Source organism: Paraburkholderia phytofirmans OLGA172 (genome assembly GCF_001634365.1).
Classification (GTDB): Bacteria; Pseudomonadota; Gammaproteobacteria; order Burkholderiales; family Burkholderiaceae; genus Paraburkholderia.
On sequence record NZ_CP014578.1, the window covers coordinates 1,843,445 to 1,857,447 of the forward strand.

The following is a 14,003-nucleotide window of genomic DNA, read 5'->3' on the forward strand; positions in this document are numbered from 1 at the left end:
CCATATAATTCCACTCAAAGTCTTAAAAGTAGAATAATTTCCTATGGGGGTGTGACGATGGGAATGGATATCATCGATCGGCGGCTGCTCGAACTGCTGCAGGAAGACGCAACCATGCCGATCGCCGAACTGGCGCAGCGCGTGAATCTGTCGCAAACGCCGTGTTGGAAGCGGCTGCAGCGTCTGAAAGAGACGGGCGTGATTCGCGCCCAGGTGGCGTTGTGCGATGCGCGCAAACTCGGTGTGGGCACGACCGTGTTCGTGGCGGTGCGTACGAATCAGCACACCGAGGCTTGGGCGCGGACCTTTACGCGTGCGGTGCAGGAGATTCCGGAGGTGGTGGAGGTGTACCGGATGAGCGGCGAAACCGATTACCTGCTGCGCGTGGTGGTGTCCGATATCGACGACTACGATCGCGTCTATAAACTGTTGATCGCCGCCGTGCCGCTGTATGACGTGAGCTCGAGTTTTGCGATGGAACAGATCAAATACTCGACGGCGCTGCCGGTGCGGCCTTCGGCCGTGGTAGAGGGGCGCTGATTGCAAGCCGTGTGCAAGCTCGGTGGGCGTAGAATGCCGCCTTCCCAGACACTATCCGCGACCGCCTCGCGAACCGAGCCCGCCTCATGAACAAACCGCCGCGCAAGAAGAACCCGACCTTTGGCATTGCTGTTTTCATCGTGGTCGCGGTACTGCTGGTGATCGCCACGCTTTTCTATAACGCCATCACGGAAAAGCGCGATTTCGACCGCCAGAACGCGCCGGCGCCGACGATTTCATCGGACGCGACTGCGGCGGCGGCTGCGGCTGCCGAAGCGAAGCCCGCAAGCGGCGCCGCGCAATAAGAGGGCGCGATCGTTTTCACTCTTCTGGCAGGCGAATCAGGCTCGCATCCTTGCGAATCTGCGCCGACGCCGTCAGCATCTGTTTGCACTGATGGGCGAGCAATTTCATGTCGTGGACGGTGTCCGCCGAGTGGCTCGGCGATTTCTCCGTCTCGACCACCATCGCATCCAACTTGCGCATCAATAGTTTGACCTGCTCGCCTTGGTCGGCGGGCGGCGCGCTACCGGCTTCGGCTTCGGTCAGATTGTCGCGGACCACGCTCAGGGCGCGTTGCAACGGCTGCAGCGAGACGCTGTCGGCCTGCTGCGCCGAGGTGCGCAGCAACGGCGCGGCTGCTGTGATCTGCGAGGCGAGCACGTGGCTGCGCACCAGCAGGTCGTTCAATTCCGGCACGAACCTCTGCGCGGACTTCGGCTCGAGCATCATGCGCTGGAACGCCTGGCCCAGATTGGCAAACGCGACGTGGACGTTCTTGCGCGCAAGCCGGTAGCGATAATCGCGATCGAGCGCGGTTGCAGCGGCTACGGCGGCAGGGGACGCGCCGCCGGCCGGCTTGCTGGATTCGATCGCCGGATCGGCCATTGCCGCGACGGGCGCAAACGCGCCGGCCTCAGTGACCGTGGCGACCACCGCGGCGGCCGGCTTGCCGCTCCACCACCAACTCGCCTCCAGATATTGCCGCGTCGCATTGATCATGTTGTTGACGAGCTTGCCCATCAACCGGTATTCCCAGTAGGGGAACAGATGGCTCGCCGCAATCGCGATCGCGCAGCCCACCACGGTATCGATTGCGCGCTCGCCGATGATGCGCATGCTGCCCGGCGCGAGCAGGTGGAACATGAGCAGCACATACGAGGACGTGAACACCACGCTCGCCGTGTAATTGAACAGCAACAGGCTGTAGCTCATCACCATCGACGCGAACATCACCACCAGCAGGATATGCGGCTCCTTGACGAAGATAATCAACGCGATGCTCGCCGCACAGCCAATCAGCGTGCCGACTATCCGCTGGCCGTTGCGCTGCTTGGTCAGCGAATAGCCCGGCTTCAGGATGATGACGGTGGTCATCACGATCCAGTATGCGTTGGTGAGCGGCAGCAGACGGCCGAGCCAGAAACCCACGGCGACCGCAATCGTCACGCGCAGCGCATGGCGGAAGCTCGGCGAGGCCATGGTCAGATTCGAGAAGATCTGCCCGAGCGGCACGCGGCGGCTCGATACGAAGCGGGAGAGCGCCTTGTCGAGGCGCAGTTCGGTCTCGGTCTCGGTCGCGCCGGGATCGCTCGACAGGCTTTGGTGCATCTTGTCGATCAGGCGCGTGGCGCTCCAGATACGCCGGAAGGTGGACGATATCGCCGAATAAGCCTCAGGATTTTTGGCAGCCAGGTCCTGCTTGCGCATTAGTTCGATCTCGAACTCGATGGCGCGCAATTCGGCTTTAACATTCACGCGCTTACGCGGCGGCTGATTTTGCAATACCGCGAGTCCGATTTCTTCGAGATCGGCTGCGCATTTGCGAATCAGATCGCGATAGAACACCACCAGGTCGGAGGCGCCAAACGTGTTACGTACCAGCGAGTAATCGACATGCGTGCCAACAAACAGTTCGTGCAGATCGACCGTATTGATGAACAGATTGAACAGCATCGCCCGGCGCGGCTCGAGCCGGCCGGTTTTCAGCTTCGGCAGATTGCGCAGCACGATGTCGCGCGCGGCATCCTGACGATCGACCGCGGCGATCTGCTTGTCGACCAGATTGCGATAGCACTCGTCGAGATCGTTATCGAGATCGTAAAAGGCGGCGCGCGCGAGCAGGTAATCCGCGCATGCGAACACGCTTTCGGCGAGCGCCTGCTGTTCGATGCGATGCATCATCCAGTGGCTCACGAAAGTCGACCAGTACGTGTACCAGAGACCGCCCACCAGAATCCATGACGCATTGACGAGCGCTTGCATCGGCGTGAAATGCTCTTCCAGCGTCATGATCATCATGAACAGCGTGGCGAAGCTGATCTGCGGCCAGCGGTTGCCATACACGACGATCAATGAGAGCACAAACGTGAGCGGCACGACCGTGCACCATAACGCCACCGGGTTGACCGTGGCGAGACCGGTGGCGAGCGCGGACAGGAAGCCGATCACCGAGCACGCCAGCATTTCGTTGTGCTTGTACTTGAGCGGGCCCGGCATATCGACCACACATGCGCCGAGCGCGCCCGTCGCGATCGTGAAGCCGAGTTCGTGATCGTGAAACACGATCAAACACAATATGGGCGGCAACGACACGCCGACTGCGATGCGCAGGCCGCCATAAAAGTATTGGCTGTAAAGGAATTTTTTTATTTCAACCGAATAGCGCATCGACTGCCTGGATTCCATTCACTGAGAGAACGCGGTTGAAAAGGTCGACCCGGGACAGACCCAAACTGCCGTCGAGTCTAACTGATTTTGTGCCTGATCTGACCTCGTCCATTCGGCCAGGTTCTGCCCTGGGAGCGCGTTTGTTATGCTGTCGCCTCAATGTCTGTTGCGGCCCGGGCGTTCCGCTCGCGTCGCCTGCTTCCTCGAGATCCATGCTCCAGCTCTTCTACTCGAACCGCTACGAAACCCTTGTCAGCGCACTGCTCGACGATCTGGCGCAAGCGCCGTCCGATCCCTGGACCGCGCGGCCCGTGATCGTCCCGAGCGCGGCGGTGCGGCGCCGGCTCGAGCTCGACATCGCGGTGCGCCAGGGTATCTGCGCGAATGTCAATTTTGGTTATCTCGCGCAGTGGCTGTGGGCGCAAATCGGCGGCGTGATCGAAGTGCCCAGGCATTCGCCGTTCGCGCCGGACCGCCTCGTCTGGCGCTGCTACCGGCTGCTGGGGGAGACGGACGAAGCATTGCCGTGGAACGCCTCGCCGCGTCTGCGTACCTATCTCGATGCGGCGGATGCGTCGATGCGTTACGAACTGGCGCGCCGCGTGGCCACCGTGCTCGACCACTATCTGACCTATCGCCCGGAATGGCTGCTGCAATGGCAGAAGGGCGGTTCGATCTTCGCAAGCGGCGCTGCGGACGACACCGGTCCGCGTCTCGTCGGCGCGAGCGTTGCGGCGCGTGAGGACGAGCGTTGGCAAGCGGCACTGTGGCGCGCCGTGCTTGCCGAAGTGGCGGGCAATGCGCAAACGCCCGCGCTCGCCTTGCCGCCCGCTTATCGCTTTCTCGAAGAAATCGGCACGCTCGATCTGGAAGCCATCTCGAACGCGCAGTGGCCCGAAGCCGTCAGCGTGTTCGCACTGCCGACCATGCCGCCGCTGCACGTTGCGTTGCTGCGCGCGTTGTCGCGCTGGGTCGATGTGCGTCTGTATGTGATGAATCCGTGCCGCGAGTTCTGGTTCGACGTTGTCAGCGCGGGCCGCGTCGAAGCGCTCGATGCCGCAGGCCAGCTCGACTATCAGGAAGTGGGCCATCCGCTGCTGGCCGAGTGGGGCCGCCAGACTCAGGCGCAACTGCACATGCTGCATGAGCTGACCGAGAGTGCCGCGTCCGGCGAGACTGGCGACTTCACCGAGAATCCGGAACCGAGCTGGCTCGCCGCCGTGCAGAACGGCATTCTCGATCTGCGGGCGGAAACGGACACGGACGAATTGCCGGTCGAGAACGGCATCGAAGTCCATGTGTGTCACAGCCTGTCGCGGCAGCTTGAAGTCCTGCATGACCGCCTGCTCGGGTGGTTCGACGAGTTCGGCGATCTGCAGCCGTCCGACGTGCTGGTTGCCGTGTCCGATCTCGCGGCGGCCGGGCCGTTGATCGATGCGGTGTTCGGCACCGCGCCCCTTGGCGATACGCGCCGCATTCCGTATCGCATTACCGGCTTGCCGCCCTCGCAGGCCAATCCAGTCGCGCGTTTACTGCTGGACTGGCTGGCCTTGCCTGAGCGGAGCGTGGGTGCGCCGGATCTGATCGAATGGCTGCGGGTCGATGCGATCGCCGCGCGCTACGGGATCGATGCCAGTGCGCTCGAAGCCGCGCAGGAATGGCTCGCGGCCGCCGGTGCGCGGCGCGGGCTCGTGCCCGGCGAGCCGACGGGCGAGCACGTGCCGGTGGCGCGTCATACGTTCGCCGACGCGCTGACCCGGCTGTACCTCGGTTATGCGATGCCGGATGGCGGCGAGCCGGTCGATGCGTGGTTGCCCGTTGAGGGCGCCGATGGATCGGCCGCGGAGCTGCTCGGCCGCCTGTCACGTTTCGTCGACGATATCGAGACCTTCGCACAGCGCTGCGCGGCCGAACAGACACCTGCCGAATGGACGCAACTGCTGCTCGAAACACTCGCGCAGTGTTTCGACGGCGGCGTGGAGTTTGCCGATTCGCTGGCGGCGGTGCGTGACGCCATTGACAAGATGGGCGACGCGATGCAAGCGGGCGCAGAAGACGTCGTACTGCCGGCCGCCGTGGTGCGCGGCGCACTCACCGAGGCGCTCGACGACCCGGCGCGTGGCGGCGTGCCTTGGGGTAGCGTGACGTTTTCGTCGCTGACCAGCTTGCGCGGGTTGCCATACCGGATCGTCTGCCTGCTCGGCATGGACGACGGCGTGTTGCCGAGCCTCGCCCGCGCCGACGAATTCGACCTGATGGCCGCGTTCGGCAAAGCAGGCGACCGGCAGCGCCGCGACGACGAACGCAATCTGTTCCTCGATCTGCTGCTGGCGGCGCGCGACCGGCTGTTTATCGCCTATACGGGCCGCAGCATTCGAGACAACGCGCCGTTGCCGCCGGCTGCGCTGGTCGACGAATTGCTCGATCACCTCGCGCAAGTGTCGGCGGGGGAAGGGGCGAGTCCCGCGGAAATCGAAGCCGCACGGCATGCGTTCATTGTCGATCACCCGCTGCAGGCGTTCGCGTCGGACTATTTTTCGTCGCAGCGAGGCCTCTTCACTTACGACATGGATCGTGCGGAACTGGCCAGTTTGCTGGCCGCGCCGCAGCATCCGGTCGCGGCGCCATTCTTCGATCAACCGTTGCCCGCCGAAGACGCGGCCCCCGTTGCATTCGACGAATTCGTGCGCTTCTGGCGTCATCCAGCGCGTGCGCTGTTGCGCGACCGGTTGGGTATCGTGTTGTCGGATGCGCAGGGCGAATTGCTCGACACCGAACCGTTCGAACTTGACTGGGCCGGCCGCGATGCCCTGGCGGAACGGCTCCTGCCTGTCCTGTTGAATAGCGAAACCGAAGACGAGGGCCTGTTCGACCGCGTGCGCCGAGTCGCCGCAGCCAGTCCCGAGCTGCCGGGTGGCGCGACCGGCGCGGTATGGCGCTCGCGCGAACTCGGCGCGCTGCGCCAACTCGCCGACAGCGTGCGCCGCGAAGTCGCTTCAGGTGTCGAGCGTTTGCCGTTCGTGCTCGATATCGTGCCGCGCTGGCCTGATCGTGCCGACATCGCCGATACGCTTTTCGGCCCTCACGACGCGGCGCTCCGCAAAGCGGCCGAAACACCGCTGCAACTGCACGGCACCTTGAATTTGCTGACCGAAACAGGACAAGTGATTTTCCGCTACGCCAAACCTACTGCACGCGACTATCTGTCGGCGTGGCTTGCGCATCTGGTCTATTGCGCGGCGCAGCCGAACGGCCCACGCCGCACGGTTTGGCATGGCAGCGGCGAGAGCTTCGAGCTTACGCCGGTCGCCGCGCCACTCGATGAACTGGCGCCGCTTGCCGCATTGTTCAGAGCCGGGCGCATGCTGCCGCTGCGCTTTTTCCCGAAGAGCGCGTGGGCGAAGGTCAGCGAGAGTGATTCCGCGGCGCAGGGCGTATGGATCAACGATCGGGTGCGCGGCGAATCAGATGACCCCGCTTTGCGCATCGCGCTGCGCGGCACGCCGCTTTCGCTCGACGAACCGTTCGGCAGTCTTGCCTCGATCGTCTTCAAACCGCTCGTGCAGCATCTGCGGAGCGCATCATGAGCGGCGCCGTTCACCATCACGCGCTGGTCGCGCAAGAGCTCGACGTCTTCGCCTGTTCGCTCGACGGCGTCAATCAGATCGAGGCGTCGGCGGGAACCGGCAAGACCTGGAACATCTGCGCGTTGTACGTGCGCCTGCTGCTCGAAAAGAACCTGAACGCCGATCAGATTCTTGTCGTGACCTTTACGAAGGCGGCGACCGCGGAGTTGCACGAGCGGATTCGCCGGCGGCTCGCGGAACTGGACCGGGCTATCGATACGGACGACGACGGTGGCGATCCGTTTATCCGGCGCCTCTTTGAAACGACCCTTGCGCCGGAGCGCGGCATCGATCGCGAGACCGCGTTGAAGGTCGTACGCCGCGCACTGCGCACGTTCGACCAGGCCGCGATTCACACCATTCACGCGTTCTGTCAGCGTGCCTTGCAGGAGGCGCCGTTCGCCGCGGCCATGCCGTTCGCCTTCGAAATGGAAGCCGACGACGCTGCCTTGCGTTTCGACATGGCGGCCGATTTCTGGCGCGAGCAGGTAGAACCAGTGGCCTACGCGCATCCTGCGTTTGCCGCATGGCTGGTGGCCAAACGCGCCGGCCCCGCGTCGCTCGATGAGCAACTCGCGCGGCGCCTGAAGAAGCCGTTGGCGCAGTTGCGCTGGGGCAAGATCGATTCAGGTGGAAACGATGCCGATCCGCAGGCGGGTTTCGATGCTGCCTGCGCCATGTGGCAGGCGGAACGAGACGCGATCGTCAGTCTGCTTGGACAAGCGCAGGACCGTCTGAGCAAGACCTCGCACAAGCCTGACCTCGTGAGCGCCGCGATCGCCGCGTGGACCGAATACCTCGCCCAGGGCGATTGTCATGCGCCGCCGCCCAAGGCTGCGTTGAAGCTGACGGCTTCGGCGTTGAAGAAGGCCACCAAGATCAAGTTCGAACCGCCTGAACATCCGTTCTTCGAGCACGCGGAAGCGCTGGCCGCAGCCGTGGTTGCCGCCGAAGCCGCGCAACGCGCGCGCTGGCTCTCGCTCGTAGAAACCTGGCTCGACTACGCGCCCGCCGAGCTGGTGGCGCGCAAACGCACGCGCCGGGTGGTGTCGTTCGACGATCTGCTGTCCAACCTGTATCGCGCGCTCGCGGCCAACCCCTGGCTTGCCGATGCTTTGCGCACGCGTTATCCGGCCGCGCTGATCGACGAGTTTCAGGATACCGATCCGTTGCAGTTCGCGATCTTCAGCCGCATTTTCGCGCCGGCCGGCCCGTTGTTTCTGGTCGGCGATCCGAAGCAGGCGATCTACAGTTTCCGCGCGGCGGATTTGCATACCTATCTGGCGGCACGTGCGGCGGCTTCGGCGTGCTACACGCTCGCGGTCAATCAGCGTTCGACCGCGCCGATCGTCGAGGCCTGCAACCGGCTGTTCGAAGCCAATCCCCAAGCGTTCGTGCTCGACGGTCTCGACTATCAGCCGGTGCGGGCTGGCGAGCGGCGCCGTCCTCCTTTTTCCGAACCCGAGGCGAGCGCGGGCGACTTTCGCATCTGGACCCTGCCACAAGGCGACGCCGCGTCGACCAAACGCGAAGCACAGCGCGCGGCGAGCGAAGCCTGCGCCGCGGAGATCGTGCGGCTCCTGCGCGGTGCGCGCGAAGGGTCGGTGACGATCGGCGACGCGCCGCTCGCGCCGGGCAATATCGCGGTGCTCGTGCAAACGCATAAGCAGGGCAGTCTGATCAAGCGTGTGCTGGCGTCGTGGGGTGTCGGCAGCGTCGAACTGGCGCAGGCCTCGGTGTTCGCGACGCTCGACGCCGAGCAGATCGAACGCGTGCTGGCCGCGGTCGATACACCGGGCGATCTGCGCCGTTTGCGCGCCGCGCTCGCCACCGACTGGCTCGGCCTCGATGCCGCCGCGTTGTGGCACCTCGAGCAGGTCGCCGACGCGCCGGCGCCAGCCGGCGATCCCGCGCATGCCGCGGACGCGATGGGTTGGGTCGAACGTTTCTCGCGCTATCGCACGCTATGGCACGAGCGCGGCTTCGCCTTGATGTGGCGCACGCTGATGCGCGAACTGCGAGTCGCACAACGCCTGGTGGCCGGACCGGACGGCGAGCGCCGTCTGACGAACGTGAATCATCTGGCCGAACTCGTACAGGCGCGTGCCGCCACGCAACCCGGCATCGCACCGACATTGCGCTGGCTTGCCGCGCAACGTACGCAAGGTGGTGGCGAAGATGCGCAATTGCGGCTCGAGTCGGATCGCAACCTTGTGCAGATCGTCACCGTGCACAAGTCGAAAGGGCTGGAATATGCGGTTGTGTTCTGTCCGTTTCTGAACGACGGTGCGCTGCGCGAGCCGCCATCCTCCGGTTTGCCCGATGCGCGCGAGTATCACGACGAAACGGGCGGCGCCGTGCTGCACTACGGTTGCGATGACGAAGAGGCCGAACGCGCGTCACGTTACGCCGCGCGCGAACAGGCGGCGGAGCGGGCGCGGCTCGTCTATGTGGCGCTGACGCGCGCGGTGTATCGCTGCTATCTGGTTGCCGGTACTTATCTTTCGTCGCGCTCCACCAAGGAGTCGCGCCGCAGCGTGTTGAACTGGCTGGTGGGGGGCGGCGGTCACAACTTTGACGATTGGCTCACCGATCCGCCCGACGAAGCCGCCTTGTCCGAGCGATGGCGCGCATTGGCGGGCGGCCCGATCACGTTGCAGGCGTTACCGAAAGTGGAGCGCCGTGTGCCGTTGGAAAGCCTTCAGGATAGCGGCGCACGGATGCAGGCGCGCGCTAGCCGGCGGCCGTTGCGCGATCAGTGGCGCATGGCGAGCTTCAGCGGCTTGATCGCCGCCGGTGGCAAAGCCGAAGAGGCGCATACGCCGGTGGAAGAGGTGCGTCCCGATCACGATGAGATCGCCGATGCGCTCGTACCTGCGCCGTTGCCGGTGCCGCAAGCGCCGACCTACGCGGAGGACGACATTCTCGCGTTTCCACGCGGCGCGGCGGCGGGCGACTGTCTGCACCGCATGTTCGAACTCGCGGATTTCACCGATCCGCATACGTGGCCGGATGCGATCCGGGGCGCTTTGCGCGAGCGCCCGGCGCCGGCCGTGTCCGAACTCGCGGCACGTTTGCCCGCCATGATGCATAAGCTGATCGCGGACGTCGTGACCACCGAGCTCGTCCCCGGCATGGCGCTCGCCAGGCTGAATCCGCGGCGGCGCCTGAATGAACTCGAATTTCTGTTTGCCGCGCCGTCGCTCGATTTTCCGGCGTTGCGCGAGCTGCTGATCGAACACGGCTATCCCGACGTTGCGCTGGAACCCGGCGTGTTGCGCGGTTTCGTCAAAGGATTTATCGACATGATCGTCGAGCACGACGGACGCTTCTGGATCGTCGACTGGAAGTCGAACCATCTGGGCGACACCGCCGCCGACTACGCCGCGGCGCCGCTCGAAGCGGCCATGGCGAGCCACGCGTATCACCTGCAGGCGCTGCTCTATACGGTGGCGCTGCATCGCTATCTGAAAACGCGGGTGCGCGATTATGCGTACGACACGCACATCGGCGGCTATCTCTACCTGTTCGTGCGCGGCGTTCGTCCGCACTGGCGCGATGCCGACGGGGCGGCGGGCGTTCATATGCGGCGGCCTGCATTCGAACTGGTGGCGCTGCTCGATGCGGCGATGATCGGAGGTGTCGCATGAGCACGTTCGAGCGGAACTCTTCCGCGCCGCCGGAGCTGGACGACATCGGGGTGAATTTACCGGCGCCGGCCGACTTCAGCACCGCGCTTGCCGAAGGGTTCGCGCGCCGCATCGGCATTTTGGCGCGGCGCGGCGGCGCGTCGGGCGAGGCGGTGAAGTGGGCGGCGCGGGCCGCCTTCGCGGCGAGCCGCGCGACGGCCGAAGGGCACGTGTGCCTGCCGCTTGCCGTGCTGGCGCGACGCTTCGATGCGCCGAGCGCACAAGTGCGCGCGGCGCTGTTCGCGAGCGGCATGGTCAGCGACGGTTCGCAAAGCGCCGCGGCGTTGCGGCCGCTGGTGATCGATGGGCAACAGCGGCTGTATCTGGCGCGCTACTACGACTACGAGCGGCGTCTCGCGCGCTCACTGGTTATGCATGCGGACGGGGGCTCCGGCGCAGGTGTGAGCACGGACACGGACACCCAAACGCTGCACGAGCGTCTGCTGCGCTACTTCGGGCCGCCGCAGGACGACGAGGTAGACTGGCAACGCGTCGCGGCAGTCATGGCGCTGTCTGGGCGGTTGACCATCGTCAGCGGCGGGCCGGGCACCGGCAAGACTACGACGATAGTCGGCGTGCTCGCCTGTTTGCTCGATGCGCGGACCGATCTGCGCATTGCATTGGCGGCGCCCACCGGCAAAGCCGCGCAACGGATGCAGGAAGCCTTGATCGCACGTGCCGGCGATTTGCCCCCCGAACTCGCCGCGCGCTTGCCGCAGACGTCGTACACCTTGCATCGGCTGCTCGGTTCCGGGCCGGCCGGGCGCTTCCGGCATCATCGCGACAACCCGCTGCCTTACGACGTTGTCGTGATCGACGAGGCGTCGATGATCGACGTCGCGATGGCGGCGCATCTGCTCGATGCCATTGCGCCGCAGACCCGTCTGGTGATGCTGGGCGACAAGGACCAACTTGCCGCCGTCGAGGCCGGCGCGGTGTTCGCCGAGCTCAGCGCACGGCCTGCTTTTACGCCGAATGGACTGCAGCGGATCGCCGAGGCGCTTGGCATTGAAGCGGCGCGCTTGTCGCAAGCACTGCCGGGCGTATCGAGCGGCTTTGACGGGGAGGCTGACGATCTTTTCGCGCATGCGGATGCGCCGGACGATTTCGATACACTGCCTGACGACTTGTTTGTCGACGCCGATGCACGGCGCGCATTCGGCGGACTACCCGGCGACGATCTCTTTGCGAGCAGGCCGGCGCCGGCTACGGGAGCGCAATTGTCGCGGTCGTCTTCGCGATCGTCATCGGGATCGCCTTCGCCGGCTCAAAACCCACTCGCCGATTGCGTCATCTGGCTCGAGCGTAACTATCGGTTCGGTCTCGAATCGCCGATCGGTCGCTTGTCGCTCGCGATTCGCAACGGCGCGGCCGGCGTGGCGCTCGAAGCCCTGCGCATCGATCCTGCCGAACCTTGCGCAGCGGCGTTGTACGAAGACACGCATGCGACGCTTGCCGAGCGCACCGTCGCGCGGCTTGCCGCCGGTTTCGCGGCGTACGCGGAGGCGCTCGCCGAAGCGCTAGCCGCTGAAACACCGGACCCATTGCCGCTCTTCGATGCGCTGAACCGCTTTCGAATTCTGTGTGCGACGCGTTCGGGGCCGCGTGGCGTCGATCAGGTGAATGCCGCAATGGCCGCGCAGGTGCGGCGCTCGGCGAGCGTGACACTGGCGGTAGGCGCGCATTGGTTCGCCGGACGCCCCGTGATGGTCACGCGCAACGATTACGCGCTCGGGCTGTTCAACGGCGACATCGGTATTGCACTGCCGGGTGTGGGCGGTGCGTTGCGCGTCTATTTCCGTACCGGCGACGGCGGTCTGCGAGCCGTATCGCCTGCTGCGCTGCCGCCGCACGATACGGCATTCGCGCTCACGGTCCATAAGTCGCAGGGTTCGGAGTTCCAGCATGCGGTGTTGATGCTGCCGTCGGTGTTCAGCCGCGTGTTGTCACGCGAACTCGTGTACACGGCAATTACCCGCGCGCGTGAGCGGGTGGAGGTGATCGGCGCGCGCGCCGTGCTGGCGCAAGCCATTGCGACGCCGACGCAGCGTGATTCGGGTTTGGCCGCGCGAATTGCGGAGGCGTGGTGCGCCGCCTAGCAGCATGGCGTGGGCAACGCCCGTGTTCGTTCGCGGGCTCAGCAAGGAGTGCGGGCGAGTCGGACAGTCCGGGTGGCGCGAGCAGGCGAGGCAACGTGGGCAACCGGGCAACCGGGCAGCCAAGCAGCCAAGCAGCCAAGCAGCCAAGCAGCCAAGCCCCCTCAGCTCGCGATCCCGCCCGGTTGCACGCGCACCTCGACCCGGCTGCGCATGGTCTTGCGGTACCACAGCGTCCATAGCGCCAAGGCGCCGTAAATGCCATAGCCGATGAACGGCGAGACCACCAGAAAGCGCTCGATCGGCCAGGTGAGCGCCATCCATGCGCGCAGCGCCGTTTCACCGGTCAGGCCGACGCCCCATACCAGCGTTATGAACCGCATTGCACTGACGAGAGCCGGCCGCTCGCGCCACAACGTTTCGAAGCGCGCGGCGCCGCCTTCCATCTCACGGGCGACGGTGGCGCGTGCGAGATAGAAGATCAGCGGGCGGCGCATCGGCAACGACAGCAGAAACACAACGCCCACCGCGCCGGACACCAGCGACTCGCGCAGCAACAGCATGCGGGGACTGCCGCCCAGCGCCATTGCCGCGACCGACAGCACGATGCCTGCCACGACCATCACGCTGAGCGCGTCGACGCGTCGAAAGCGAACCAGTTCGATCAGGCTCCAGGCGATCGGCGGTACAGCGGAGGCTATCAGCGCGCCGGTTTCGCCCAGGTGCGGCAGCGCAAGGCGGTAAGCCAGCCACGGCAGCAGAAAGTTGACGGCCAGTTCCAGCACAAGACCCGGACGGAGCTTCATATTAATTTACGCTGTAAGCGAAAACTGCAGTATCGGTGAACCGGCTGGGCCGAGGCAAATAGTTTTTCGCATCGACGGGCGCGCCCGATAGTCCGTAGTCGGTAATCGGCTACGCCCTGTGTACACTTGTGTCTCCTAGCTCAATCCAGTCATGACATCCCGCTATCCAATCCCGCCCAACGAAATCGAATTGACCGCAGTGCGCGCGCAAGGAGCGGGCGGTCAGAACGTCAATAAGGTCTCAAGTGCCATCCATCTGCGTTTTGACGTGCAGGCGTCGTCGTTGCCGGAGGTGCTGAAGATGCGCCTGCTCGCGCTGTCCGATCATAGGCTCACGCGCGACGGGGTGGTGATCATCAAGGCGCAGGAGCATCGCACTCAGGAAATGAACCGTGCGGCGGCGCTGGCGCGGCTCGATGAACTGATCGAAAGCGTCAGCGTGACGAAGAAGCCGCGCGTCGCGACCCGGCCGACGCGCGCCTCGAATCGGCGCCGCCTCGACAGCAAGACCCGGCGCAGCGAGATCAAGTCCGGCCGCGGGCGGGTAGAGGATTGAAGGGACTAAAGGGACTAAAG

At 65.0% G+C, this 14,003-nt stretch carries 8 protein-coding genes; 6 read left to right on the top strand and 2 right to left on the bottom strand.

Annotation, left to right across the window (positions count from 1 at the left end; translation table 11 throughout):
• Positions 1–57 precede the first annotated feature (57 nt).
• Both AYM40_RS07915 and AYM40_RS07920 read left to right on the top strand, forming a co-directional pair.
• Positions 58–540, top strand: a complete 483-nt coding sequence (locus AYM40_RS07915) for an Lrp/AsnC family transcriptional regulator (RefSeq protein WP_063495732.1) — start codon at positions 58–60, stop codon at positions 538–540.
• An 86-nt stretch (positions 541–626) separates the two neighbouring features.
• On the top strand, positions 627–845 hold the full coding sequence (locus AYM40_RS07920; protein ID WP_063495733.1) for a hypothetical protein: 219 nt from the start codon (positions 627–629) through the stop codon (positions 843–845).
• Between the two features lie 16 nt (positions 846–861).
• On the opposite strand, the gene AYM40_RS07925 is transcribed toward AYM40_RS07920, so the two are convergent.
• Positions 862–3,210: an FUSC family protein gene (locus AYM40_RS07925; RefSeq protein WP_063495734.1), complete on the bottom strand. Its 2,349-nt coding sequence runs from the start codon at positions 3,208–3,210 to the stop codon at positions 862–864.
• 212 nt (positions 3,211–3,422) lie between these two features.
• On the opposite strand from AYM40_RS07925, the gene recC reads away from it, so the two are divergent.
• The 3 genes from recC to AYM40_RS07940 are packed head-to-tail and all read left to right on the top strand — an operon-like array spanning position 3,423 to position 12,624.
• A complete protein-coding gene (gene recC / locus AYM40_RS07930; protein ID WP_063495735.1) occupies positions 3,423–6,797 on the top strand; it encodes an exodeoxyribonuclease V subunit gamma in 3,375 nt (1,124 codons plus the stop codon).
• Complete coding sequence (gene recB / locus AYM40_RS07935; RefSeq protein WP_063495736.1) at positions 6,794–10,486, top strand: exodeoxyribonuclease V subunit beta; 3,693 nt, start codon at positions 6,794–6,796, stop codon at positions 10,484–10,486. Before recC ends, recB begins: the two co-directional genes overlap by 4 nt.
• On the top strand, positions 10,483–12,624 hold the full coding sequence (locus tag AYM40_RS07940) for an AAA family ATPase (RefSeq protein WP_063495737.1): 2,142 nt from the start codon (positions 10,483–10,485) through the stop codon (positions 12,622–12,624). Before recB ends, AYM40_RS07940 begins: the two co-directional genes overlap by 4 nt.
• Positions 12,625–12,785: 161 nt before the next feature.
• Here AYM40_RS07940 and AYM40_RS07945 read toward each other — a convergent pair whose 3' ends face one another.
• Positions 12,786–13,427: a VC0807 family protein gene (locus tag AYM40_RS07945; protein WP_063495738.1), complete on the bottom strand. Its 642-nt coding sequence runs from the start codon at positions 13,425–13,427 to the stop codon at positions 12,786–12,788.
• A 151-nt stretch (positions 13,428–13,578) separates the two neighbouring features.
• Between AYM40_RS07945 and arfB the strand changes: the two genes are divergently transcribed.
• Entirely contained in the window at positions 13,579–13,983 is a 405-nt protein-coding gene (arfB, locus tag AYM40_RS07950; RefSeq protein WP_063495739.1) for an alternative ribosome rescue aminoacyl-tRNA hydrolase ArfB, read from the top strand.
• Positions 13,984–14,003 lie beyond the last annotated feature (20 nt).